Here is a 24,972-nt window from a genome sequence, read left to right as displayed (position 1 = left end):
GCGCCCCGCGGGCGGGGCGGGGCATCGCTCATTGGGCCCGGGTTTGGGGCCAAGGGCCCAGGTCACCCAGCTCGTACATCCGTACGCTCACGCCACACCCGAATTGCGGAACTGCGGGCACAGGCATGTCAAGCAGGCGTCGGAGAGGAAGAAGCGTGAGTGGTGGCGGGGGCTGGGAGAGCGGAAGCGCGGGCCGCATACCACCGGGCGGCGGGGGTGGTTCCGGCGCGGGCAGTGGCGTGTTCTTCGCCCTGACCCGTAGTTGGGCCGCCGGCGCCCTCGTCTACATCGCCGCCGGATATCTGGTGTCGCGCGGGCTCGTCGAGATGCTCGCCACCGACGACCGGCTGGCGAGCTTCGGCTGGCGCCTGGGCCTGCTGCACGTGCCGAACGTCATCACGACCGTGCTCACGGTCCTGGCCTCGGCCCGCGTCCTGCCCGACGAGCACCGCGAGTCCCGGCCGCTGACCCTGCTCGCCTCCCTGGGTGTCCCGCTGGCCGCGCTGGCCTACGGATTCGCCGTGTCCTGGCATCTCGTGGGCCTGGAGGGCACGTTGATGCCGGTCGTCACGCTGGTGACCGGTTCGGCCGCGGGGCTGGCCGTCGACCGGCTGCTGGACGACCGCGACGAGGAGCCCGCCCCGGCGCCGTACCACCCGTACTCCTGGCGGGACGGCGGGGCCACCGCCACGGAGTACCTCGGGGTGATCGTCCTGGTCGTCACGATGATCGGCGCGATGGCCATGGCGGGGGTCGGCGGGCAGATCGGCGAACGCATCCGCTGTGCGATCGGCTCGCTGGGCGGCGGCAGTGGCGGCTGCTCCACCGGCGCCGGGGACACCACCGCGAAGCCGAAGACGGACGCCGACTACGAGCCCAGGATGTGCCAGGTCTCCAGCATCTCCGAAACCGTCGGCGACAAGGTCAAGATCGGCTGGTTCGAGTGGGGCAACGAGTACGGCTTCCAGCAGAAGGTCAGCCAGGCCAAGACGGACGTGAACAACGACGGCAAGGTCGACGAGAACGACAAGCTGGTCTACATGACGTTCACCGACGCCGCTTCGGCCGGCGCCACCGCCGGCACCCCCGGCGTCAAGCTCGGCAAGCTGGGCAAGGCCGATGTGGACGTCGGCGGCGGCATCAAGATCACCAACGGTGACACCTGGGTCTTCAAGAGCGAGGAGGACGCCCAGAAGATGCGGGACGACATCGCGGAAATGAAGATGTGGGAGGCCTCCACCAAGTACAGCGGCGGCTATGGCGGCGGCTGGTACTCCGGGATGAAGTGGGCCGACAAGAAGAAGGACGTCGAGGACAAGATCGGCGACAAGAAGATCTCGTACTCGACGATCGGCCTCAACGCGTACGCGGACGGCGGCCTCTCCATCAGCGCGGGCGACGAGGCGAAGCTCGGCGCCAAGCTCGGCGGCAAGGCCAAGTTCTCCCCCGAGGTGACCATCACCAAGGACGACGTCAACGGCAACGAGTCGTACACGTACACCGCCAAGCTCGACCTGGAGGGCAAGGTCAGCGGTTCGGTGGGCCCGCTCGGCGGCACGGCCGCCGCGAAGGACAGCCGGACCGGGGCGGTCACCGTCACCCGCGACCAGAAGACCGGCAAGATCGTCCGCATCGACATGACCCAGACCGTCGAGAACAGCTCGACATCGAACAAGGGCGACATCAGCGGCGACAACGGCGAGAAGGGCAAGGACAAGCGCGGCGGCAAGGTCAGCGGCACCGACTCCTCCGGCGGGACCGGCATCGAGGTCAGGACGAACTCGATCATCTTCGGCAAGGACACGGACAAGGCCACCGAGGACAAGCGCGCCGTAGCCGAGCAGTGGCTGGACGGCTCCGGCAACAACACCGCCCCGTTCGAGTACCTGTTCGGCGACCATTCCATGCAGCAGAAGCCCACCGGAACCGACCCGTTCGACCAGCTGATGTTCCAGGACGGCCTGTCGAGCACCATGAAGTACAACGGCGAGACGGACGCCCAGGAGTTCGGCTTCGAGGTCTCCCTCGGCATGAGTCTGGGATTCTCCATCTCGGACGAGCACAAGAAGGAGACACTGACGGACGCGCAGTTCCTCGGGGCTCCGCAGGGCGACAAGCGCTCGTACCTTCCGTACAGCTACTGCGCGAAGTAGTCCGTACACCGCGTGCGGCTACGGTGCGCACCGGCACACACGACATACCGGGGTACGGCTACGGTGCGCGGCAAGCACGCACGACGACGAGGCGATAGGCGATGACGACGATGAAGATGTCCCGGGTAATCGGCGCAGCTGCTGCCGCCGTCATGGGCCTCGCCCTGCTCACCGGCTGCGGCGGCGACGACGCCGCCGCGCTCCCGGACGGCTGGGACAGGCTCGACACCAGCAGCCTCTCCGTCGGCTACCCCGCGAACAAGGGCTACCAGGAACAGTCCGCGGCCGACCGTGCCAAGGCCAACGCCGCCGTCGCGCTCAAGGAGGAGAGCGGGCTGCGCACCGGCATGGTCTCGGTGCAGCTCGATTTCGCCTCGGGCGTGGACGACGCCGACGAGGCAGCGGCCGCGGCGGGCGCGGGTATCGGGCTCGGGGCGACCCGCAAGGAGACCTCGCAGGTGCAGCTCGCGGGCGACGACGGTGCCCTCGGCGCACGCAGGATCGATTACGAGTTCACGTCGAGCGGCACGGAACAGACCCCGGCGCAAGGCACCCGGATGACCGGGGTCCTGGTGGCGGGTATGGACTCCAAGGACGTGCCGTTCCTGGTCCGGATCAATGCGGTGAAGGGCTCGCTGAGCCGGCAGGACCTCGACGCGTTCGTCGAGTCGATCACCGTCAAGTAGCGGATCAGGTGCCCTCGTTCATGCAGATCCTGCCCGGTGGCACGGCCACGTTCCTGCTTCTGTTCGGCCTCCTCCTCGGCGCGTTCGCCGTCCGGTCGGCGCTGCGGCTGAGCCGGGTGCTGCGGCTGGTCCGGCATGGCGAGCGCGCCGAGGGCCGGTGCGCGGACCGCCGGACGGTCGACCGGGGGCCGGGCACGGAGCGGAGTTACGTCACCGAGTACGTCTTCGCGTTCCGTACCCGCGACGGCCGCGAGATCGAGTTCACCGACCATGCCCCGGGCCCGTTCGGTTTCGCGGTAGGGGCGCCGGTCCGGGTCAGTTACGACCCGGCGGACCCGGCGAAGCACGCCACGGTGGCGGGGCCGGGGTCGTGGGGGCCGGTGGTGATGCCCGTGGTGTTCGCCGTGGTGCCGGGGGTGTTCGCGGTGGGGCTGCTGCTGGGGTTCATGGCGCTGCGCGGGTGGCTCTGACCCGCCGGCGCCCCTCCGGCACACTGTGCCGGTCGCTAACGGCTGGGGACCTCGCTCCCGAACAGCATCCACGGCGACTGGTCGTACGACGCCACTCCGGACAACTGGGGCTGTGTCGCGGCGATTTCATGGCGTACGGCGAGCGTGTCCGGCCAACTGTCGAAGAACGTCGTGCCGTTGATGACGACATCGCTCCAGTCGGTGGCCTCGGAAGCGCCCTCGCGGTCGACGACGAAGCCGATGCACAGCACGGATGCCCGCCCTATCGCCTCCCTGATCGCCCGCGCGGCCATCTCCTGCTCGTCCCGCGTGAGCCGCCCGAATCCGAATTCGAGCGCGACGACTCCGTCCCTCATCCGCCGGATGCGCGCCGGGACGTCGGTTGCGCTGTTCGTCCACAGCAGGAAGTCGACCGTGTCGATCCGTTGCAGGCCGGCCAGGAGGACGAGCTGTTCCCTGGTCACCCACGAGAGAGTGCCCCACGGATCGGGTCCGGGGCACAGGAGCGTGACCCGCCGTGTGACGGGGTGGCTGAGCCGCAGCCCCGCAGCGTCGAGATCGCCGAAGAGCGACTCGGCGTCCGGGCGGCTCCAGCCGAGGTGGTACGAGTAGAAGAAACCGTCACTCATCGACACATCACCCCATGAAACGGATAAAGGTGGAGCGTGCAGATCAACGTGCTTATGGGCGCGCCGAACGGACGCCCATGACGGGCGCCGGGTCAGGTGTGCTCACGGTTGGTCATGTACGAGCGTAATGAGCCCGGCCTGTACGGGCTTGGGCCCACGGACCCAGGGGCGGGCCCCAATGGACCGTTCCCGTCCGTCGGCCGCCGGGGAGCCGTAGCCGGGATCCAGGATGGCTCGGCATCGCCCACCAGCACGACCCGAGCGCGCCGTTCCCCGAATGGCGGTGCCATTCGGCCGAAAGGACGCCCGTTCGTGAGGGGCGGGTCGGGGCGGGAACACGTATTGATCCAGGCTCATATATCCGACGGACAGACCAGACGGGACAGGCGATGGCCACCACCACCGGTCAGGCACGAGCGGGCGCGGCGCCCAGGAGCATCCAGTTGCCGGGAATCGTGCTGGGGGTGGGGCTCGGCGGATTCGTCGACGGCATCCTGCTCCACCAGCTCCTCCAGTGGCACCACATGCTCACCAGCACCAACCACGACCGCATTGGTGTGAAGTACTACCCCGCGAACACGGTCTCCGGTCTGGAGATGAACACCGTGTGGGACGGCATCTTCCATGCCATCTGCTGGGTCGCGGTCATCCTGGGCCTGGGGATCCTGTACTCCCGCGTCACTGACCACCGTCGTCGAGTGTGGACCTCCCGGGTGCTGTGGGGGTGGATCCTGGTCGGGTGGGGCCTGTTCAACATCGTCGAGGGCCTCCTGGACCATCAGATCCTCGGCATCCACCACGTCCACGGCGGCCCTCACCAGATCTGGTGGGACATGGGCTTCCTGCTCCTTGGCGTCCTCCTGCTCATCGGCGGCTACCTGGTCCAGCGCAGCGGCCGTCCCTTCGCCCCCGACGCCTCCGAGCAGCCCGCCCGGCACGCCTGATGGACGTCGACATGCATCACCACATGCACGACCACGGCGCGGGCAGCAGTCCGTGGGAGACGCTGCTGCCCGCAGCCGCGGTCATCCTGTTCGCCGCCGCCTACCTTCTCCTCGCGGACCGGGCCCGGCACCGCAACCCTGTCCAGGGCTGGGGATGCCGGCGGACGGCGAGTTTCCTGACCGGATGCTCCCTGCTCGCCGTAGCACTGCTGCCACCGCTGGCCCCCTTCGCCCACGGCGACTTCCGCGGGCACATGGCCCAGCACATGCTCATCGGCATGTACGCACCCCTGGCCCTGGTGCTCGGCGCGCCGGTCACCCTGCTGCTGCGCACCCTGCCCACCGCCCGTGCCCGCGCGCTGACCGGCGTTCTGCACAGCCGCCCTGCCAGAGCGCTCGCACACCCGGTCACCGCCCTGGTCCTGAGCACCGGCACCCTTGCGGTCCTGTACTTCACCCCGCTGTACAACGCGACCATGAACCAGCCCGTACTGCACTGGCTGATGCACGCCCACTTCCTCCTGTCCGGCTGCCTGTTCGTCTGGGTCATCGCCGGTCCCGACCCCGCCCCGGCCCGGCCCGGCGTCCCCACCCGGCTCGTCGTCCTCGGGATCGCCGTCGCCGCGCACGCCACGATCTCCCAACTGATCTACGGCGGCTTCCTCATCGACATTCACGCACCCATCGGCCAGGTCCAAGGCGGTGCGGAGATCATGTACTACGGCGGTGACATTGCCGAGCTTCTCCTCGCCGCAGCCCTCGTCGCCACCTGGCGTCCCGCCCGGAACCGACAGCACGGCGCTGACCGGCCACTGCCCAGTGGTGTAGCCGGCACAGTCGCCGGCTGACCCACCCCGTCGCACCACCACCACGGCCCTCGGCGGTCTCCCCGTTCCTGATATCAGCCGGATCAGGCTGCCGGCAGCGGCGCACTCGACCGAGGTATCCCGGCTCGCGGTCGGGCAAGGGAAGGTACGGCTCGGAAGCGGTCCGGGACGAGCTGGACGATCCCGGCTCGCTCGACCGACCCGGCCGACCCGGATTGCCGCCGAGGATCGAAAAAGGGATGGACAGGGGGCGGGCCGTCCCACATGGTTTACGCCGATGACACGCACCGATTCGCCTCCCGCATGGGACGAGCGCACCCAGTTGGCCACCTTCCTCGACTACGTACGCGACACCGCACGCGCGAAGTGCGAGGGCGTCTCACCGGACGATGCCCGCCGGGCCCCGCTGCCGGGCTCCCCGCTGATGACGATCGCCGGGCTGATCAACCACCTCAGCTGGGTCGAGTACTTCTGGTTCGAGGTGGTCTTCCTCGGCGGCGTGGACGAAGGCCCCTGGACGGACGAGGACCCCGACCGCGAGATGCGCATCGCGGTGGACGTGCCGCTCGCCGATGTGCTGGCGCAGTATGAGAAACGGACCACCCGCTACCGCGAACTGGTCGCCTCGCACGACTTGGACACGCCGGCCAAACGGTCGCACAGGGACGGCCGTTACCCGGATCTGCGCTGGATCGTCCTGCATCTGGTCGAGGAGACCGCCCGGCACAACGGCCACCTCGACATGATCCGGGAGATCGTCGACGGCACCACCGGGATCTAGTGCCCCTCCCGGCAAGCCTTGCCTCGGCGGCGGGTCGCGATCGAGCCCCCGTAGCGCGGCGTTCGGCTACCCGATCTGGGCGATCGCAGGTGCGAGGTGCTCGGCGACCTGGTGGGTGAAGCTGACCGGGTGCCGGTCCGGCAGCACCTGGATCTCGCTGATGCCCAGGCTCGCGTACGCCTCCGCGTCGGCGAGGAACACGTCCGGCCGGTCCAGCACCGGGCCGTTGTACATCACGGTCTTCGTAATGGCGTCGTAGTCCCGGTCCTCCGCGGCGCAGTGGGCGCGCAGCACATCGAGTTTGTGGGCCACTTCCTCCTGGCCGGTGGCGAACAGATTGCAGGCGTCCGCGTACCGGGCGACCAGGAGCAGCGTCTTCCGCTCGCCCCCGCCGCCGATCATGATCGACGGGCGTTCGCCGATCGGCTCGGGCACGCACAGCGTTTCGGCAAGCCGGTAATGACGGCCGTGGAAGGGGCCGTTGTCGTCGCTCCACATCTGCAGGCAGATCAGGATCGTCTCCTCCAGCCGCTCGAAGCGCTCGGCGACCGGAACCACGGGCACTCCGAGCCCGTACTGCTCCCGCTCGTACCAGGAGGCGCCGATGCCCAGCCTGGCCCTGCCGCCCGACAGCACATCGAGGCTGGTGACGATCTTCGCCAGCAGTCCGGGGTGCCGGTACATCACCCCCGTGACCATCAGGCCGAGCGTCATGCGCTCGCTCACCGCCGCGACGTAGCCGAGCGTGGTGTACCCCTCCAGCATGGGCTCGTCGGCGACGGTCTGCCCGGTCTCCATCTGGAAGTAGTGGTCCATCACGGTGAACGACGCGATCCCCGCCTGGTCGGCGACGCGTACCGACTCCGCGAGGGTCGGCGCGATGAGGGCGGGGTCGGCCGGTGTCGAGTAGTTCCAGTAGTGCAGACCGAGCTTCACGTCCGACCTCCGCGGGTCAAGGGGGCACGGGGCGGGAGGCCGCCGCCGCGGCCGGGGTGTTCAGCCGGATGCGTACTCCGGGCCTGTCGGCGTGCAACCTCCTGACCACCCACCCCGCAGCCACCGTCCGTAGCCGGTAGTCACGCTACGCGCTACGACGGCAGTCGGCATTTCGGTACGCCCTGCCGCCAAAACGCACGGGGCCGCCTATGCCGGTCGTTCAGGCGGGCGCCGGCCCCCGGTGGCGTTCCAGCGGTGCCGCGGTGGCGGAGTTGCCGACGCTGAACGGGACACTGCCGGCGCGGTAGCTGCTGTCGGAACCGGAGCACCAGGGCGTCCCCTTCGCCCTGGTGAGCGCTTCCCCGAGAACGGTGGTCGACTCGGTGACCCGGGGAGCGCAGGCACACGTGCCGTTCGCGTTCACCTTCTCGGCCGACTCGAACCCTGCGCAAGGCCCGCACCGTCTCCCTCGGCATGCCCGGCATCCGCCCACCGGAGCTGGACTTGCGGCTGGAGCGTGACGCGTGACCACATCACCGGACCACCTGGCCCGAGCGCGGGCCGCGGACTCCGACCGCCGACGGACTCGCGTCCTCAAGGTCCTCGACAAACTGGTCGCAGACGGCGAGGAGATCACCGTCTCGTCCGTCGCCCGCGCTGCCGGTGTCCACCGCAGTCTGATCCACCGGCATGGTGACCTGCACGCCGCCGTCCTCGCCCGCGCGTCCGATCCGCCGCCCGGCACAACAACCGGGACGCAGGTCAGCCGCCAGTCGCTGCTGGCCGATGTCGCGAATCTGACGGCACGCAACGGCCGTCTGTCCGCGCACATCACCCGGCTCGAACGGCGGCTCTCCGAAGCCCTGGGACAGATGGCTTGGGAAGCCTCCGGCCTCGGCGCCCCGGCTGACGTCGAGACGCTCACGCGCCGGACCGCCGAGCTGGAACAGCAGATCCTCGATCTGCGCGGCGAACTCGCCGAACGGGACGAGGACCTTGACGCCGCCCGCGCTACGAACCGCGAACTGATGGCTCAGTTCAACCGCTGACGCCATGGCCATCACCCCACCACGTCAGAGCAGCGGCGTTGATCGCCAGATGCACCATGTTGTCCGCGACGATCGCGAGGGCGGCGGGCGTGGAACGGTGCCGGACCCCCGGCACGGCCCGCCAATCGGGGGTGCTTACGCTCCTCTTATGCGATTTCTCAGAATTCTGACCGGCGTGGCCGCGGTGACTCTGCTCAGCGCGGGCTGCGGCGCTTCGGAAACCGCCCAGGGCGGCGGCACGGACGACGCGGCGAAGGCCCTGCCGGTCGCCATTACCGGTCCTCAGCCGGACGTGTACATGCGTGGCGGCGACGCGCTCCGGGTCACCCCCGCCCCCGATCTCGGCACTCCCTTCGTGAAGAAGGTGGAGCACGCGCTGCGCGAGCACGTGCTCAGCACCGCCAAGGTCGCCGGTAAGACCAGCGCCACATGCCCTGCCGGCCTGACCCAGAAGGCCGGTGCGGTCAGCCAGTGCGTGGTGACGTACGCGGGGGCCGAGATCCCCTACGACGTCAAGATCAGCGACAGCTACACCGCGGGCAGCAGCTTCATCTCGTACACCAAGGAGCCCAAGAAGGCGCTCCTGGTCGACAAGCTCGTCTACCAGATGATCAATGAGAAGTACGGCGCCGAGTCCGGGCGCACCGACGCGAGCAAGGTCGCCTGCGACAAACTCCCCGCCGCGAAGGCGTTCGACTACGGGGCCGACACCGGCTTCACGTGCCAGTACTGGGGCGAGCACGCCAAGAACGGCGAGCCGGGCTACCGGACCGTGCAGATCAAGATCGGCAGCAACAGCTACAGCTACAACTTCGAGGAAGTCGAGTAACGCCTGCCGGAGCCTAGTAGGGCTTTGTTAGGTACCCCAAGTGATCCTCGTTGGATAGATTGTGATCTTCTTTCAGGTGTCACACCTGAAAGAAGATCACAAGCCTACCCCTGGCCGAACATTCGGGGTACCTAACAAAGCCCTACTAGTACTCCAGTCGTAGATCGCGACCTGACGCGGTGTCATTCAGCGAGGGCGAGTCGGGTTCGGTAGTGGTGCCAGCGGGCTCGGGCCTGGTGGTGTCGCCGCCAGTCGGACCAGTTCAGATGCCGGGCGATCTGGGCGCGCATGGCTGGCGGCGGTAGGTCGCGGATGCGCGTGGTGAGCAGGTGAAACAGTCGCTGGGCCTCGGGGACGGTAAGCGCGATCGCGCCGCAATCGGCTGGCGGGTCCTGGTCGGGATCGTCGGGCAGGATGGGGGCGGGGTGGCTGGTCTTGTCGATGGCCGCGAGCACGGCGAGCAGGGCGAGGGCCGCCATGGCCATAGTGACGTGGCGTTTCCACGCCCGGTAGCGCCTGACCTGGGTCTGGTCGAGTGAGACGGTGGATTTCGAGTCCTGGAAGTCGTCCTCCACCTTCCATCTCATCCCGGCGATCTTGACCAGGTCGGTCAGGGGGCAGGGATGGCCCTCGGGCGCGTAGGCGTAGAAGTACGCGATCTCGCTCGGGTCGGCGATGGAGCGGCGGACGAGCAGCCATCGGCGCGGGTGGTCGGTGGCGATCCACGCCCAGTCGTAGTAGCGCTGGCCCTTCGCGCCCGCTCCACACGAGCGGCGGTTCCACCCGTCCGGCTCGACCAGGTGCAGTGCCTGGTCCGCGCGCATGCGCCCGCCGCCGGAGGTGGTGAGCTGGTGGTCGACGGGCACCGCGAACACATAGCCGATGCCGGCGCCTTCCAAGAACTCGCGCAACTCCCGGCTGCGTCCGTACACCTCGTCCCCGGTCGCCCACTGTGGTCGGATCCCGGCGGCCAGCGCCCGTTTCGCCTGCGCGAGGGCGAGCGTCGGCTTGGTGGCAAACGCGTGATCTTTAGGGAAACCCGCCGTCGCCATCCGCGCCGGATCGGCGAACCAGTCGGCCTGCACGTACAGGTCCCGGTCGATGAGGGCGTGGCCCCGCTTGGTCGCGTACGTCGTGTACACCGCGACGATCACGTTCTCGACCCGGCCCATCGTGCCGGAATACTGCCGACCCACGGCCGCGGTCTTCGTCCCCTTCTTCGCCTGCCCCGTCTCGTCGAAGATCAGGACCCCGCCGTCGGCGCCGAGGTGCCGGGTCAGGAACGCGCGCACCACGTCTCTCGCGGCGTCCTCCTCCCAGCAGACGCGTTCGAGCAGGTGGTGCAGGCGATACGGTCGGTCCAGGCCGACTGCCTCCGCGATCGACCAGCAGTTGCCCGCAACGCCCGGCATCAGTAACCCGCGCAGGTACAACACGCCGTTGGCCCGCAGGTCGCGGCGGCGGTAGACCGGCGCGAGGTCTGCGGCGAGTTCGGCGAATACCGCTTCCATCTGCTCCGGATCTGCACTGCGGCGCAGTGCAGATCCCGAGCCGTGGTTACCGTGCGCGGGGCCTGTCATCTCCGATACCGCTGCGCCACTGCCGCGAAGGCGGCCTTGGGTTCCCATTCCATGTCGGGGTAGGTCTGCCCCCGGCGCCCTTCGAGGAGTTTGACGATGCCCAGGCCGGCCCGGTCCAAGTCGTCCCGGGGGTCGCCGTCCGGGCGGTGGGGGTAGCCAGGCAAGGCGAACAGGAACACGAACGCGCTGTCCACGCCCTCGGTCTCGAAGATCTCCAGCAGTTCGCTCAGATATACGGCTTGGCCGGCCTCGTCACGCTCGTATATGCCGTTCAGCCGTACTGGGGCCTTGGTCTCTGGGTCGTACTCGACCACTTCCAGCACTCGCCCACCGCGGTCTCCCGCGCCGCGGTAGGCCGCGGCGCCGAACCCGGTGATGGCGAGCGGCTTTGGGCCTTGGGCCAGGGTGCGCACCGCGTCCCGGAACCGGTCGGCTACCTCGGCGGAGCGGATCAGCTCGAACGTCACAATGTCGAAGGGGGTCCAGTCGACCTGTTCGAACTGGATGGATGCGTAGGTGAGCTTGCCCTGGAAGCGCTCGCGGACCGTGGCCGCAGCGTCGCGGAGGAATGCGTTGATGCGCACGCCGAGCTCACGCATCGCTTTGGCCCGCCGCTCGGGTTGGCTCATCAGCTGCTCGACCCGCTCCTCGGGGCTCTCTCCGGGCAGGAACCCGCGGTTCATCACGCTCAGCTCGACCCCTGCGACGAACACAACTGTGGCCCCCTGCTGTCGGAGCCGTTCCGCTCGCTCGGCGCAGTCGCGGAAGAGCGTGAGGATCTGCTCCGGATTCAGCTCCAGCGGATAGGGCGAGAACCAGACCTCCAGGCCGAGCTCGGCGGCGGCACCGGCGGCCAGCTCCATTCGGTCCGGGTCACCGCCGATGATCTGGACCGCGTTGCAGTGCAGGTCGTCGCGGATGATGGCGAGCTCGCGCCGGACCACCGCGGGGTCGAAGTGCTCGCGGGATATCTGGCCGTGCACGACGAATCCGGTGTCGTAGGTCATTCCTCTTGCTCGCATGGTGACGTCCTCTCGGTCGGTCTCGGTCGGGTCGAGGCTGACAGGAAAAATGCGTGCACGCAAGTTTGCGTGCACGCAGCCATGTATGGAACGCTGACACCGTGACGACACCACCACCAGGGCTGCGGGAGCGGAAGAAGCAGGCCACGCGCGAGGCGCTACGCGAGGCGGCCCTGCGCCTGGCCGTTGAGCGCGGACCGGACCAGGTGCGGGTCGAGGACATCGCCGAGGCGGCCGGGGTCTCGCCGCGCACCTACAACAACTACTTCGCCAGCCGCGAGCAGGCGATCGTCTCCGCTGTTACCGCGGACCGGGAGGCGCGGATCGCGGCGGCGGTCGCGGCCCGACCCGCAGGAGCGCGCCTGGCTGACGCCGTCACCGAAGCAGTGGTCGAGCAGTACATGAACACCGGTGAGCACGAACACGAGGCGCTACTGCTGATCACCACCCAGACCGCGCTGCGCGACGCGTTCCTCGATACCACCGCCGGCATCGAGCCCCCTCTCACAGCGGTGATCGCCGAACGCCTAGCTGACGCCGGAGCGCACACAGCCCGCGTTCTCGCGGCGAGCGTGGCCGCGGCAGTTCGCATCGCACTGGAAGGCTGGCTCCATTCGACCGGGAGCGCAGAGGCCGCCGGGAGTTTCGGCGCCGGAGGACTGGTCGTGCCCTCCGGCTCACTGCCCGACCAGCTCCGCGCGGCGCTGGCCCCGCTCGCACCCGCGTTCGACGCCGCCGAGCGACGCACCCAGCCGTGAAGTCGACCCAACTGGGGCATCCGCTGGACAAACAGTAGATCCGGAACATGCCGATGCACCCGGCCGTCATCATCCGAGTCAGCCCCGATTCAACGTAGATGACGCCGTGTCATGTCGCGATCTACGACTGGAGTACTAGGCCGAGGCCCGTGTCTGTCGACGACAGCTCTGCGCTCGGGAAGCCGGACCCGCCGACTTCCCGAACCGGGCCTGTACCGGGACCCGTGTCGAGTGTGCCGAGCCCGGTCGGTTCACGGCACCGAGCCCTTCTGCATGGTGGGCACGGTGTTTGACGCGATAAACGGGTAGTCGCCGGCCAGATGCGCCAGCAGGCTCTCGGAGAACAGCATCAGGCCGCCACCCCCGCGGTGGTCCGCGACACCTGTCGCGCACCCGACACCCACCCGCACATGCCGCTGAGCTGGGCAACCGCGACGCCCACCGAACTCACCCGCCCCTCAACCCCGAGAGAAGCGACGTCCGTCCGTTTCGCCGGAGGCGAGCGGTTCTCGCTGCCGGTCGCACAGGCCTTGGGCAAGTGTGTCGAGTGGGATGCCCCGGGCGAAGACGACATTCACCTCGTGGCCGCGGAACGAGCCCTGTATCCAGCTGATCATGCGAGCACCCTAGGTGCGGGGACCGACAGCCGGACACCGACGAGCGCCGCGCGCTTCGTCGCCCTCATCCCACGGACGTGGAAAGCGGCTTCGAAATGCCGCCGGGGGTAGGGGCCCTTGTCCTGGAACGTGACACCTGGCCCCCGGAGTGTCACGTTTTTTCTTGACCCCCATGCTCCGGTGGCGTGCCATGAAGCTCGGCGAGAGACCGCGCGCGAAGCGGCCTCTGGAGCGCAGACAGGGCTGCGGGAACCGTGGGAGCCGCGGGAGTTGCCGGTACGGGTACGGCGGTACGGCCGAGGGCGGAATCATTCGCCGTGATTCGGCACCGGGTTCCGGGCTCCTCAACTACTTTGTTGCCGTGGACCAATTGATCACCGAGGATCCGACACGCATCGGCCCGTACCGCCTGATAGCCCGTCTGGGCGCGGGCGGCATGGGATTGGTGTACCTGGGCCGCTCGGAAGCCGGACGGACCGTGGCCGTGAAGGTGGTGCAGGCCGAGCACGCCCAGCACCCGGAATTCCGTAAGCGGTTCGCCCGCGAGGTGGCGGCTGCCCGGCGGGTGGGCGGGACCTGGACGGCAGCCGTGCTCGACGCCGACACCGAGGCCCCGGTGCCCTGGGTGGCGACCCAGTACATTCCCGGGCCCGATCTGACCACCGTGGTCGCCAAGGACTTCGGGCCGTTGCCCGAGCACTCGGTCCGCACGCTCGCCAACCGCCTGGCAGTGGCTCTGCAGTCGGTCCACGGTGCGGGCCTGATCCATCGCGATCTGAAGCCGTCCAACGTGCTGGTGACGGTTGACGGCCCGCGCGTGATCGACTTCGGTATCGCACGGGCCATGGACAGCCTCGCCGGGGACAGCCTGCACACCCGCACCGGGATGCTCATCGGCTCCCCCGGCTTCATGTCGCCCGAGCAGGTGCGGGGCCTCGAACTCACGGCGGCCAGCGATGTGTTCTGCCTGGGTGCCGTCCTGGTCTACGCCGCCACCGGCCGTCTCCTCTTCGGCGCCACGGAAACCGGCCTGAACGCGCACCTCTTCCGGATCGCGGAGGAGGAGGCCGACCTGGCCGGCGTACCGGAATCGCTCGTCGATCTCGTACGCGCATGTCTGCACAAGGACCCGGCGCAGCGGCCCACGCCCGCCGACGTGGCCGCCCGCACGGCCACCGACCAGGACGGCGAATGGCTACCGGGCTCGGTGCTCGCCCAACTCGGGCGTCATGCCGCCCAGTTGCTGGACTTCACTCCGGAGACGCGGGCCGCGCAGCCGGACCCGCGCATCCCTGCCCAGGCCCAGCGTCCTCCGCAGCCCCAGCCGCTTCCCCCGCCTCCCGCGTACACCCCGACGACCCCGGTGGCGCCGGGCGGTGGTGCGCCGGGCTTCGCACCATCCGCGGGCCCGATGCCCGGCGGCCCGCCCATGCCCCCCGCCCCGGCGGGTGCCCAGGTCCCGCACCCCAGGCGATGGTGGGGACTGGGGGTGGCCGCGCTGGCGCAGTTGCTGGTGCTGATCGGCACGACGACCACGAGCCTGGCGCTCCCGTCTATCTACGCCGATCTGCGTCTCTCTGCCGACGACCTGAACTCGATGCCCATCGCCTCTGGACTGGCATTCGGCATACTGCTGCTGCTCGGCGGACACCTTGCTGATCTCCTCGGCCGCAAACGGATGTTGATCATCGGTCTGGCCGGCTACGCGGTGGCGTGCGCGATCGGCGGCTCGGCCCCTTCTTTCGGCGTGCTCATCGGGGCCTGCGCCCTGCAGGGCGCGTCCGCCGCGCTGCTCTCCTCGGCCGTGCTGGCGCTGGTGTCGGCCGGCTTCACCGGTCCGAAGGAGCGGGGCAGGGCTTTCGGGATCTACGCGGCGATCGCCGGCGGCGGGACGGCGATCGGCCTGTACGCGAACGCATGGCTGATCGACGGTATGAGCTGGCGCTTGTCCCTGTACGCCGGCATCCCGCTCGCCGTGATGGCCCTGATCGGTGCGGCCGTCCTGGTGCACGACACCCCGGTCCGCGCCCCTGCCCGCCTCGACGTGTTGGGCCTACTGCTCGGCTCCGCCGGGCTTGCCGCGGTCGTCCACGGCTTCGACCAGGCCCAGTCGCACGGCTGGACCAACTTTCTGGTCGTGATCTTCCTCGTGGGCGGACTCGCCCTGCTCCTGCTCTTCGCCTGGTGGCAGACCAGGACGACCAGCCCTCTCCTGCCGCCGTACGTCTTCCAGGACCGCAACCGTTTCGGCTCCTGCCTCGCCCTGGCCTTCATCGGCATGGGCATGTTCGTCCAGAACCTGGTCCTGACCAGATTCCTGCAGGGTGCCCTCGGCTATGCCCCGTCCGAGATCGGCTTGGCCCTGCTGCCCATGGCCGGTGCGGTCGTCATCGCCTCCACCCAAGTCTCGGCCCGCCTGTACCGCCGGCTGGCGCCCCGCAACATCATCATGCCGGGCCTGGTAGTGGCGGCGCTCGGCCTGGCGCTCCTGACCGGCCTCGACACCGACAGTGCGTACACCACCCAGGTGCTGCCCGGCACTCTCCTCATCGGCTTCGGTCTCGGCCTGGCCTTCGTGCCGCTCTTCGCCACCGCGACCGGCGAGATCTCCCCACAGGACTCCGGCGGAACCTCGGCGATGGTCACCATGGCCCAGCAGTCGGGCGGCTGGGCCGCCCCGCCCCTGTTCGGCGGCATCCTCGCCTCGGCGGTCGCCGCCCGGCTGGATCACACATCAGGCGTTCCTGACGGCTTGACCAAAGCAGCCGAACAAGGCGTCCTGCTCGGCGGACAGAAGCTTCCGGAAATACTGGCCGACGCCGTGAGGGAGACGGACAGGGCGGTCCTGGGCGGGTACTCCGTCATCCTCTGGTGGGCGGTCGGCCTCACACTCCTCGCCGGCCTGCTCACCGGCCTCCTGGTCACGGCCAAGGCTCCGACCGGTGGCCCCGGCTCCCGGTGAGCCCGTACCCCAGTTCGACATCCAAGAGCGCCGCAGCACGTGCGAAGTCGTTTCGGTGGTGACCGACGAGTTTCTCCACGATCGGCGGTCGGTTCGTCATGGATAGTTGGTGCGGCAGCCACGAAGCCGGTCGACGTGTACACCGTCCGAACTGCTGCGAACCAGCCGCGTGACATTGGGAGATCTCAGATGCGCACCCTGATCAGCACCGCCTTCGTCTCGCTCGACGGCGTAGTGGAGGCCCCGGGCGGCGAGCCCGGATATCGGAACTCGGGATGGACCTTCAAGGACATGGAGTTCCTCCCGGAGGCATTCGAGATCAAGGGCCGTGAGCAGCAGGAAGCCACCGCGATGATGATGGGCCGGGTCAGCTACGAGGCGTTCAGCCAGGTCTGGCCCGGCACGGAGGACTTCACCGACTACAACGCGATGAGGAAGTACGTCGTCTCCACCACCCTCGCCGAGGACGCCCTGGTCTCGAACTGGGGCGAGACCACGGTCCTGCGCTCGCTCGACGAGGTCGCCGCGCTGAAGGAGACCGAGGGCGGCCCGATCATCATCCACGGCAGCGCCACCCTCAACCGGAACCTCTCGGACGCCGGCCTGATCGACCGCTACCACCTCCTTGTGTTCCCGCTGCTGCTCGGCGCGGGCAAGCGTCTGTTCAGCGACACGGACAAGGACACCCAGAAGCTGAAGCTGGTCGACCACGAGGCGTACTCCAACGGTCTGCAGAAGAACGTCTTCGACGTCGTCCGCTGACGCCGGCTCCCGCGCTCGCCCTGCCGCTCCGCAGGGCGAGCCTGCCTCCGCCGCCGAACCACCGACATGGCCGACGCCGTCACGACGAACCTCAACGGGGCAAGCGCACCCATGACTTGATACCTCGCTGCGGCGCGTTCGCCTCGCAGGAGCCCCACTCCCCGCCCCAGTCGTCCACAACAGCCGCCAACAGCCAGAGCGCCCGCCGACGGCGCGCCTCGCAGAGCGTGGCCATGTCCGGTTCGGGGTGGTGGGGGTGCTGGTCCCAGACGAGGAGGCGGAGCGCGTCGTCCCGGTGGCGCAGGGATACGTAGAGCTCCTTTCCCGGGCTCATCCTGGCCGTGACGGCGATGAGTTCGGCCGCAGCGTGCGTGACCGGCCAGATGTACGGGGCGAGCCCGTACACCTTCAGAGCGGCGGCGATTGCCGTACGCCCGATGAACGCGCTACGGACGTCACCCGGCAGCGTGAAGCTCAGCCAGAGACCGTGCGCGGAGAAGCGACCCTTGGAGCGCAGATAGGGCTGCGGGAGTTGCTGGTGCGGACTGCGGGGTGCGGCCGAACTCGGATGCGGGTGCGGGTGCGGGTGTGGGTGTGGGTGCGAATACAGGCCCGCCCTACGCGCCTCGGCGAGAACCGGGCAGAGTGCGGTGAATGGAGATGCGTGCATGACTGACTCCCCTGATTCGGGTGGCGAGTTGGCGGTATCTCTCTTTCGCGTGGGCGCGCACGGGTGGCTCACGTTGTTGTAATGCGCACGAGCAGTGGCCTGTCTCCCTGACGCGGGACCGCCCCTCCCAGGGAAGGAGGTTGCGGGCAGGACCGCGTGATGCACTTCCGGCTCGTCGCTGCGTGAGCGGTGCGTTACTTAATGTAGCCCCATGAGGGCAAAATAACCCTCACCCCCTGGCGATTGAACCCTTTCGTGGCCGAGTAGCACGCGCACGCGGCAGACTGCCGGGTGACCGCATGCAGAAAGGACCGGCATGGCAGCAAGGACGTCTCCTACTGAACGTCAGAGGCGACTCGGTGCCGAGTTGCGGAGGATGCGCACGTCGGCCGACGTCTCCGCCGAGTTCGCGGCCGGTCTGCTGGGTGTGGACCGTGGCAAGATCTCGAACATCGAGGCGGGCACCCGCCCCATCAGCCCGGACCGCCTACGCACGCTGGCCTGCAACTGTGAGTGCACAGAAGAGAAGTACGTCGACGCGCTCGTCGAGATGGCCCAACCACGCGGGCGGGGTTGGTGGGAGAGGTACCGAGGCACACTGCCTCAAGGTCTGCTCGACATCGCCGAACTTGAAGCGCACGCGCTGCGCATGCGAGCCGCGTACTCGATGCACATCCCGGGGCTCCTCCAGACCTCCGACCACGCCCTGGCCCTCTTCCGGGTGGTCATCCCCCAACTGCCTGAACGGGAGATTGCGCTGCGACTTGCACATCGCGTGGAGCGCCAAGAGGTTCTGGACGGGGACGGGCCCACACCGTACACAGGGATCGTCCACGAAGCAGCGCTCCGCATGCAGTTCGGCGGTCGCGCCGTGGCTCGCGCCCAGCTCGATCATTTGCTGAAGAAGTCCGAACTGGCGAATGTGACGCTACTGGTCATCCCGTTCGAGGCGGGAGCCTTCCCGGGCGCCGGGCAGACCGTCCTGTACGCGGAAGGACCGGTGCCTCAGCTCGACACCGTGCAGATCGACAACTCACATGGTCCCGTCTTCGTCCACTCGGACACACAACTTGCGAAGTACCGGGCCCACTTGAACTGGATGGAAGGCATCGCACTGTCGCCGGACAAGTCGCGGGACTTCATCCACACCATCGCACGCCAACTCTGAGGAGATGACCGATGTCGGACGTCAACTGGGAAGACTCATTCTGCGGCGAAGGAAACTCCTGCTACCGGATCGGCACCGATGAAGCGGGGAACAGCTATATCGCGGTCACCGGCGCCGAGGCGCACTACCTCACCGACAGCCGCGAGGCGCTCCAGCAAATGATCCGCGACATCAAGGCCGGCAAGGCGGACCACCTGCTTTAAAGGAAGGGCCCGGCACCGCGACGCGCTCGCGGTGCCGGGCCCCTTGTAGGGTCTCGCCGCCGATGGCATGTCGATCTTCTGTGACCTGCTGGTTCTCCGGTGTCTCACCGCGATGTCACCCAAGATCAGTCTCAGATCGATGCCATTTCCTCGGCGGAACGATGAGTCTGTGGCTGAGCCTCCGAGCACGAGGACTACATGTGAGCTCAGATCGCGCACCGATGAGTTTCCCGCGCCGCGCCGGTCTGTACACGTGAGACCGACTCACGGAAGACTGGCGCCATGCGGAAACTGATCTACGGCATGAACCTGACCCTGGACGGCTACATCGCCGCGCCCGGCGACGACATCGGCTGGAGCGTGCCGAGCGACGAGCTGTTCCAGTTTTGGTCCGACCAGTTGCAGGCGACCGACCTGTCGCTGTACGGGCGCAAGCTGTGGCAGACGATGAGCTCCTACTGGCCGACCGGCGACCAGCAGCCCAACGCCACCCCGGCGGAGATCGAGTTCGCGCGCCGCTGGCGGGACATGTCGAAGGTGGTGTTCTCCTCGACGATCGACAAGGTCGACTGGAACACCCGCCTGGTCACCGGCGACGCGGTCGCCGAGATCACCCGGCTCAAGGCCGAGGACGGCGGCCCGATGGACATCGGCGGCGCGACGCTCGCCGGGGCGGCCATGCGGGCCGGGCTGATTGACGAGTACGTGCTGGCCACCGCGCCGGTCCTGGTGGGCGGCGGCACGCCGTTCTTCACCGCGCTGGGCAACTGGGTGAACCTCAACCTGGTGGAGACGCGGACGCTTCCCTGCGGCGTGATCCTGACCAGGTACGAGACGAGGCGCTGAGCGCCCGTCCTGGGTGACCCGGACTACCGCCCGAGCCACCCAAACGAGTGAAGCCCCTGAACTGCAAGTCTCATGGCAGTGGCATTTCTGCCATCCATCTGCCAACTGCCGTGAGATTCTGCCAAGGCTTTTGAGACCCTACAACCCTTTCGGTCGGCGGGTGCCTCAGGAAGAGGTGCCTCGCGGGAAGGAGACCTCCACGCGACGGTTCTTCTTGCGGCCCTCTTCCGTGCTGTTGTTGGCGATCGGGTACTGCTCGCCGTAGCCGCGGATATCGAAGGTGACGTTCGGGCCCAACTGCTTGACCAGCACCGACTGCACGGCGTTGGCGCGCTGCTTGGACAGCACGTCGCCATGGGCCGAGGAACCGAGATTGTCGGTGAAGCCGAAGACACGCACCTTGGTGGAGTTCTGCTTCTTGATCTCGGCGGCGATCGCCGCGATACGCGCGTTGGCGGCGGAGCTCAGCTTGGCGCTGTCCTTGCCGAAGAGGACTTCGGCCTGGAGCGCAAACTTGATGTCCGCGTTGCTGTCCTCGCGACGCTCCTCGCCGCCTGTGTCCTCGACGACCTGGATGATGTCGAGAACCTTCGCGGGGGCGAGGGTGCCACCCTCAGCCATCCTGAGGTCGGGGTCGTTGCCGTCCACCGCTACCGGGGGCTCGGCGGATGACTCAGTCCCCGGTGGCACGCTCGGTCCGTCGTCGGCCAGAGCAGTCGAAGCACCGAAGGCGGACGTGGCGGCCATCAGTACGGCTGCAGCAATGGCCATGCCTGCCGCGTGCGCCGGCCTACACCTGGTACGGGTGTATGTCATGTCGGCCCTCACCCAGAGATCTTCACTGAGGTGGTGGCAAACGTCGGCAGGCTGAGATCGACTTCAGTCGTCGTGCTCGGCGGCGCCGGGAACTGCATGAATACCGGGACCGACGTTCCGGGCTGGACCGCGGACATGCCGGTCGTACAGAGGCACCGGCCATCCGTATCGCGAAGGATGTAGTAGCGCTTCTTGCCGACCTTGTCCACCAGAGTTGCGCCGCCGACCGAGTTGAGATTCTTCCTGACGATGGCGGTTTCGGAACCTGCCCATGCAGCCGGATTGGCGGCGGTGTCACCTTGGTTCTTCAGTTCACCTTGAACGGTGACGAAACCGCCGGAGTCCCGCTTCACCTCGTTGACGACCAGCAGCATGCCCAGTTCGCCCCTGGCCTCGGCGAGCTTCACATTCGGGTCCACGTTGTCCCCGGCTGCAGTGTCCTCCTGCTTCGCCCCCTTGTCCTCCTCAGAGGGCTTGGAAGGGGTGGAGGAAGACGGCGACGAGCCGGAATCGCTCGTCTTTACGTCGCCATCAGTGCCGCAACCGGTAACGGCCCAGGCCAGCGCCGCCGCCAGCGAGACGGCTGCCACCGCCCTTCGGGACTTGGTGGAGCGCCGAATGCTCATGGGTTCTGATTCCTTTACTCGTCGTTCGCCGTCATTTGTCGACCAGGTGCACGTCGTAGAGAATTTTGCTCACCTCGGACCAGGGTGGGGGACTGCCTGGGGCGATTTCGACCGTCCCGGCGCCCTCACACGTGAAGATGTACAAGTCCTTGACACCGTCATCGTTGAAGTCCAAGGCCTTCCACCCGGGGCAACGGAACTCGACAATGGCAGTGGCCGTGGCCTTCGCGACCCTCTTCTTCGTACCAGGAATCACCGACGAGTCCACCGGCTTACGGCCCTTGACCTCAACCTTGATCCGGTCCCGATAGCCGCCAAGCGTCGGCAAGCAGTCGCTGAGTTTTGCCTGATTCTCTGCGGCAAATTTGCGAGCCGCGGGGCACCCGTAAACCCGGTGGGCCTGAAGGAACTGCTCCAGCATGTCCCCGGGGAGCGACGCGAGGAACCCGGTCCCGAAGTTTTCACGATTCTGTTGAGCAGCAGCCAGTGCGGCAGCATCCGCTGCACCCTGGGCTCCATTGCGCAAGGCTGACGCCTTGCCGACGGCAAAGAATGCGAACACGAGGAAGAGCAGGCCCGCCACCATCACTACATAGATGGGGAAGACCTGCCCTGCATCTCGGCGAGACTTCGCGATCACCTGCCAGCCGTGATCTGGTCCACCAGGTCGGAGATCCGACCCGAGATCGCGCCGCCGATACCCGTAGCCATGATCGCCCCGATGATCGCCACGACCACCAGGATGATGCCCAGGTACTCGAACGCCGTCTGACCCCGGTCCTTGGCCTCGTAACGCTTCTGGATCGCGCTGACCGCGGTGCCGGCCCAGCCGTTGACGCGCACGGCGGTCTTCAGGGTGATGTTCGACATGAAATTCCCCTCCGGGTTCGGCCGACCGATGGCTGGCCGACTCGCACGTTTCTTGGGTGTCGCCCGCGGTTCCGGCTTCCTCCTGGCCGGAACCGCCGGCGACGTGAGAAACATACGGCGGCACACCGTGCTCGCCGGAGGGCCCCAGGGCCCATTCCCGGGCCCAAAGCGTGAGTTGGGCCTCCCACGCCGGTACGTACGGGGCCCCACGCCCCGCACGTACCACCACGCTCCCGCTGCGACGCTCAGCCACGGCGACCACCGGCCCCGTGCGCCCCCGGACCCGCCGTGGGGGCCGTGCCGAGCCAGCGGGCAATGGCCTCGCTGCGGGTGGCGCTGTGCAGCTTGGTGAAGATGCGGTTGATGTGGTTCTTGACCGTCTTCTCGCTGATGAAGCAGGTGGCGGCGATCTGCTGATTGCTCATGCCGGAAGCGATCAGCTCCATGACCTCCACCTCCCGTGAACTCAGCCCGTACTTACGCCTGTTGAGAGTTACGCCCGGCCCCCCGGTCATGGAAGACTGTGCCACAACTGGTTGCAGATGCGAAAGACCCTGTGCGGTGTGGACCGGTCGCATCGCAGGTGGAGCCGGTTCGGGCTTGGGTGCATGTGCAGGCGCACCGTGTTGCTGAGCGGACCTCGGGGCGTGGCCGTCGTAGCCGGGCCCCTGGTACGGAACACCCGTGGTCAGGGCCGCGCCGAGGCCCTCCGGGAGCGCTCCTCCCTGCGGGCCGGGGCCCTGGCGCATGTGGGCCAGGAGGGCGTTTGCTGCGGTGGCGGTGAAGTGGGCCCGGCCGTTCTTGGTGTCGCGTACGGCCTGCACCAACTCGTCGGCGGTGAACTCGCCGTGGACCAGGTAGCCGCTCGCACCCAGGCGCAGCGCCTCGTGGACGATCTCGCTCTCGCGGCTGTAGGTCAGCATCATGACCGGTGCGATCTGGACGAGGTGGGGCAGGGCGGAGATGCCGTCGACGCCCGGCATGCGGACGTCGAGCAGGACGACGTCCGGGCGGTGCAGAACGGCCATGTCGTAGGCCTGGCGGCCGTCCGCGGCCTCGGCCACGACGTCGATGTCGTCGCGGCCGGAGAGCAGGACGCCCAGGCCGGCCCGGACCACCGGGTTGTCGTCGGCGACGACGACCCGCAGGACACCGGGAACAGGCGGGGGCGTGGGGAAGGGATGCATGGACTCGGATGCCGCGGATTGCTGGGGGACGGGCGCGGGGGCGGGGAACCCTGGGGAGTTGGGCTCCGAGTTGAGCGGGGTGATGTGCGAGGTCGTGTGCTGGGAGGCGTGGTTCTGTGCGGCCCGGGTCTGGCCCGACGCGCGGGAGACGTCGTCCGGCATCTGCGACCTCCTCTCAGGATTTTATGGGGGGTGAGGGTGGAGTGGGACGTTGTGCGGTTCAGTCGGGTTGCTGCGGTTCCGGAGCGGTGGTGAGATCGGTGGTGAGAGCGGCAACAGGGAGTTCCAGGCGGACTTCGGTTCCCCTGGCCGCCTGGCCCTTTCCGATCCGGATGCGGGCGCCGATGGACGCGGCGCGTTCGACCATGCCGACGAGGCCGAAGTGTCCGGCCTGCCGGAGGTCGTCGAGCGTCGTGCCCGGGGGGAGGCCTTGCCCGTCGTCGTAGACGCTGACGCGCAGGACATCGCCCTTCACGCCGACGAGTACGACGAGGTAGGTGGGGTGGGCGTGGCGGTGGGCGTTCTCCATCGCCTCGGAGGCGACGGTGAGCAGCTGGCGCGCGACGGCCTGGGGGACGTGCGGAATCGGTGCGTCGTCGAGCAGTCTGAAGGTGGCGGTGAGGCTGTGGCGGCGGGTGAAGTCGTCAGCGCGTGCCCGGAGTTCGCATACAACGTCCACGCCGCCGTCGAGTCCGGACTCGCGGCGCAGGTCGGAGAGGAGTTCGCGGGATTCGGCGGCGGCCCGGCGGGCGGCGCGGGCGACCAGTTCGGCCTGGTGCTTGACGGTGAGCGGGTCCATCCGACCGGACGAGCCGGCCAGGCCGTCGGCAGCCAGCGCGAGACCGTGCAGGGTCTTGGCGACCGAGTCGTGCATTTCTCGGGCGAGCCGGGTGCGTTCGCCCTCCACGGCCTCGTTGACGGCCAAGCGGGCCCTGGTCTCGGTGAGGGCCTGACTGGCCGTCCCGAAGCGAAGGAGCAGATTGCGCAGGGTGACGCCGACGGCACCCGCGATGACGCAGAAGCCGGGGAGGAGGAACGCCGTGGCGTCGGCGGGTTGCAGTTTCGTGTTGGTGCCGTACACGCCGAGGACGATGACGATCTGAAGTGCGGTGAAGACCGCCGCGCCGCGCCAGCCGTAGACGAGTCCGGCCAGCAGGGGGGTGCACACGGTGACGTACGCGAGGGTGGACTCGGGACCGGCGGTGATCAGCAGCAGGGCGCCGAAGAAGGCGTCTATGCCGAGCAGCCAGGGGTGGCGCAGGAGTACGGGGCCGAAGCGTTCCCAGTCGCGGAACAGAACGTAACTGCCCATGAAGGTGACGAGGATGGCCGAGCCGATCAGCCAGGACGCCAGTCCCTTCGCGGTGTGGCCGATCGCGAACGGTGTGGCCATGGCGATCATCGCGAGCCGGAAGCCGAAGACCTGGCGGCACATCGCCTGGAGCGCGTTGACCTGGATCGCGAACGCCGGGCGCGCTCCGGGATCGGCGATCGCCTGACGCACCTCGACATTCAGCCCGGTCTGGATGCCACCGAGTGGGAACGACATGTGCCTGTCACCTCCTTGCGACCGTCCTGCCC

General features: G+C 68.2%; 25 protein-coding genes. 14 read left to right on the top strand and 11 right to left on the bottom strand.

The features are described 5' to 3' along the window. Positions 1 to 155 precede the first annotated feature (155 nt). The 3 genes from OG936_RS22575 to OG936_RS22565 all read left to right on the top strand — a co-directional run bounded on the left by OG936_RS22575 (position 156) and on the right by OG936_RS22565 (position 3,309). Positions 156 to 2,153 carry a hypothetical protein gene (locus tag OG936_RS22575; RefSeq protein WP_406496999.1) on the top strand — a complete coding sequence of 666 codons (1,998 nt, stop codon included), beginning with the start codon at positions 156 to 158 and terminating at the stop codon, positions 2,151 to 2,153. 110 nt (positions 2,154 to 2,263) lie between these two features. Next, the gene (locus tag OG936_RS22570; RefSeq protein ID WP_406500559.1) at positions 2,264 to 2,839 is read left to right on the top strand and encodes a hypothetical protein; all 576 of its coding nucleotides are present in this window, start codon (positions 2,264 to 2,266) and stop codon (positions 2,837 to 2,839) included. A 20-nt stretch (positions 2,840 to 2,859) separates the two neighbouring features. Next, a complete protein-coding gene (locus OG936_RS22565; protein WP_406496997.1) occupies positions 2,860 to 3,309 on the top strand; it encodes a DUF3592 domain-containing protein in 450 nt (149 codons plus the stop codon). Between the two features lie 35 nt (positions 3,310 to 3,344). On the opposite strand, the gene OG936_RS22560 is transcribed toward OG936_RS22565, so the two are convergent. Continuing rightward, positions 3,345 to 3,938, bottom strand: coding sequence for a hypothetical protein (locus tag OG936_RS22560; protein WP_406496995.1), 594 nt, complete (start codon positions 3,936 to 3,938; stop codon positions 3,345 to 3,347). Positions 3,939 to 4,327: 389 nt separating this feature from the next. Between OG936_RS22560 and OG936_RS22555 the strand changes: the two genes are divergently transcribed. The 3 genes from OG936_RS22555 (at position 4,328) to OG936_RS22545 (ending at position 6,490) form a co-directional block, all read left to right on the top strand. Further along, positions 4,328 to 4,882 carry a DUF2243 domain-containing protein gene (locus tag OG936_RS22555; RefSeq protein WP_406496993.1) on the top strand — a complete coding sequence of 185 codons (555 nt, stop codon included), beginning with the start codon at positions 4,328 to 4,330 and terminating at the stop codon, positions 4,880 to 4,882. A gap of 11 nt (positions 4,883 to 4,893) precedes the next feature. After that, positions 4,894 to 5,730 carry a cytochrome c oxidase assembly protein gene (locus OG936_RS22550; protein ID WP_406496991.1) on the top strand — a complete coding sequence of 279 codons (837 nt, stop codon included), beginning with the start codon at positions 4,894 to 4,896 and terminating at the stop codon, positions 5,728 to 5,730. A gap of 256 nt (positions 5,731 to 5,986) precedes the next feature. Beyond that, positions 5,987 to 6,490: a DinB family protein gene (locus OG936_RS22545; RefSeq protein ID WP_406496990.1), complete on the top strand. Its 504-nt coding sequence runs from the start codon at positions 5,987 to 5,989 to the stop codon at positions 6,488 to 6,490. 66 nt (positions 6,491 to 6,556) lie between these two features. Here the strand turns inward: OG936_RS22545 and OG936_RS22540 are convergent, their stop codons facing one another. Beyond that, positions 6,557 to 7,426, bottom strand: a complete 870-nt coding sequence (locus OG936_RS22540) for an LLM class F420-dependent oxidoreductase (RefSeq protein ID WP_266748243.1) — start codon at positions 7,424 to 7,426, stop codon at positions 6,557 to 6,559. Between the two features lie 524 nt (positions 7,427 to 7,950). Here OG936_RS22540 and OG936_RS22535 point away from each other — a divergent pair. Both OG936_RS22535 and OG936_RS22530 read left to right on the top strand, forming a co-directional pair. Further along, positions 7,951 to 8,475 carry a hypothetical protein gene (locus OG936_RS22535; RefSeq protein ID WP_406496989.1) on the top strand — a complete coding sequence of 175 codons (525 nt, stop codon included), beginning with the start codon at positions 7,951 to 7,953 and terminating at the stop codon, positions 8,473 to 8,475. Positions 8,476 to 8,623: 148 nt separating this feature from the next. Beyond that, the gene (locus OG936_RS22530; protein ID WP_406496987.1) at positions 8,624 to 9,304 is read left to right on the top strand and encodes a hypothetical protein; all 681 of its coding nucleotides are present in this window, start codon (positions 8,624 to 8,626) and stop codon (positions 9,302 to 9,304) included. A 182-nt stretch (positions 9,305 to 9,486) separates the two neighbouring features. Here OG936_RS22530 and OG936_RS22525 read toward each other — a convergent pair whose 3' ends face one another. Further along, positions 9,487 to 10,815, bottom strand: a complete 1,329-nt coding sequence (locus OG936_RS22525) for an IS701 family transposase (protein WP_406496985.1) — start codon at positions 10,813 to 10,815, stop codon at positions 9,487 to 9,489. A gap of 65 nt (positions 10,816 to 10,880) precedes the next feature. Beyond that, positions 10,881 to 11,891: a hypothetical protein gene (locus OG936_RS22520; RefSeq protein ID WP_406500558.1), complete on the bottom strand. Its 1,011-nt coding sequence runs from the start codon at positions 11,889 to 11,891 to the stop codon at positions 10,881 to 10,883. 116 nt (positions 11,892 to 12,007) lie between these two features. On the opposite strand from OG936_RS22520, the gene OG936_RS22515 reads away from it, so the two are divergent. The 3 genes from OG936_RS22515 (at position 12,008) to OG936_RS22505 (ending at position 17,005) form a co-directional block, all read left to right on the top strand. Then, entirely contained in the window at positions 12,008 to 12,664 is a 657-nt protein-coding gene (locus OG936_RS22515; protein WP_406496983.1) for a TetR/AcrR family transcriptional regulator, read from the top strand. Positions 12,665 to 13,642: 978 nt separating this feature from the next. Further along, on the top strand, positions 13,643 to 16,243 hold the full coding sequence (locus OG936_RS22510) for an MDR family MFS transporter (protein WP_406496981.1): 2,601 nt from the start codon (positions 13,643 to 13,645) through the stop codon (positions 16,241 to 16,243). A 189-nt stretch (positions 16,244 to 16,432) separates the two neighbouring features. Continuing rightward, positions 16,433 to 17,005 carry a dihydrofolate reductase family protein gene (locus OG936_RS22505; protein ID WP_406496980.1) on the top strand — a complete coding sequence of 191 codons (573 nt, stop codon included), beginning with the start codon at positions 16,433 to 16,435 and terminating at the stop codon, positions 17,003 to 17,005. Between the two features lie 91 nt (positions 17,006 to 17,096). Here OG936_RS22505 and OG936_RS22500 read toward each other — a convergent pair whose 3' ends face one another. Further along, on the bottom strand, positions 17,097 to 17,675 hold the full coding sequence (locus tag OG936_RS22500; protein ID WP_406496978.1) for a hypothetical protein: 579 nt from the start codon (positions 17,673 to 17,675) through the stop codon (positions 17,097 to 17,099). Between the two features lie 316 nt (positions 17,676 to 17,991). Between OG936_RS22500 and OG936_RS22495 the strand changes: the two genes are divergently transcribed. From OG936_RS22495 to OG936_RS22485, 3 genes are all read left to right on the top strand, one after another. Next, positions 17,992 to 18,843 carry a helix-turn-helix domain-containing protein gene (locus tag OG936_RS22495; RefSeq protein WP_406496976.1) on the top strand — a complete coding sequence of 284 codons (852 nt, stop codon included), beginning with the start codon at positions 17,992 to 17,994 and terminating at the stop codon, positions 18,841 to 18,843. Between the two features lie 11 nt (positions 18,844 to 18,854). Then, on the top strand, positions 18,855 to 19,046 hold the full coding sequence (locus OG936_RS22490) for a hypothetical protein (RefSeq protein ID WP_389982582.1): 192 nt from the start codon (positions 18,855 to 18,857) through the stop codon (positions 19,044 to 19,046). Between the two features lie 282 nt (positions 19,047 to 19,328). After that, entirely contained in the window at positions 19,329 to 19,892 is a 564-nt protein-coding gene (locus tag OG936_RS22485; RefSeq protein ID WP_406496973.1) for a dihydrofolate reductase family protein, read from the top strand. Between the two features lie 165 nt (positions 19,893 to 20,057). On the opposite strand, the gene OG936_RS22480 is transcribed toward OG936_RS22485, so the two are convergent. The 6 genes from OG936_RS22480 to OG936_RS22455 form a co-directional block, all read right to left on the bottom strand. After that, on the bottom strand, positions 20,058 to 20,708 hold the full coding sequence (locus tag OG936_RS22480; protein WP_406496971.1) for an OmpA family protein: 651 nt from the start codon (positions 20,706 to 20,708) through the stop codon (positions 20,058 to 20,060). 8 nt (positions 20,709 to 20,716) lie between these two features. After that, positions 20,717 to 21,334: a hypothetical protein gene (locus tag OG936_RS22475; protein WP_406496970.1), complete on the bottom strand. Its 618-nt coding sequence runs from the start codon at positions 21,332 to 21,334 to the stop codon at positions 20,717 to 20,719. 31 nt (positions 21,335 to 21,365) lie between these two features. Then, on the bottom strand, positions 21,366 to 21,974 hold the full coding sequence (locus OG936_RS22470; RefSeq protein ID WP_406496968.1) for a pilus assembly protein TadG-related protein: 609 nt from the start codon (positions 21,972 to 21,974) through the stop codon (positions 21,366 to 21,368). Continuing rightward, positions 21,971 to 22,204, bottom strand: coding sequence for a hypothetical protein (locus OG936_RS22465; RefSeq protein WP_406496966.1), 234 nt, complete (start codon positions 22,202 to 22,204; stop codon positions 21,971 to 21,973). The genes OG936_RS22470 and OG936_RS22465 overlap by 4 nt, the downstream gene beginning before the upstream one ends. 245 nt (positions 22,205 to 22,449) lie before the next feature. Next, entirely contained in the window at positions 22,450 to 23,553 is a 1,104-nt protein-coding gene (locus tag OG936_RS22460; RefSeq protein WP_406496965.1) for a response regulator, read from the bottom strand. A 58-nt stretch (positions 23,554 to 23,611) separates the two neighbouring features. Then, positions 23,612 to 24,940: a sensor histidine kinase gene (locus OG936_RS22455; protein ID WP_406496963.1), complete on the bottom strand. Its 1,329-nt coding sequence runs from the start codon at positions 24,938 to 24,940 to the stop codon at positions 23,612 to 23,614. Positions 24,941 to 24,972: the final 32 nt, after the last annotated feature.

The sequence above is a fragment of the Streptomyces sp. NBC_00846 genome (assembly GCF_045207325.1).
Taxonomy (GTDB): domain Bacteria; phylum Actinomycetota; class Actinomycetes; order Streptomycetales; family Streptomycetaceae; genus Streptomyces.
Note: the sequence above shows the minus strand (reverse complement) of the source record. Positions and strands in the feature narration are given on the sequence as shown.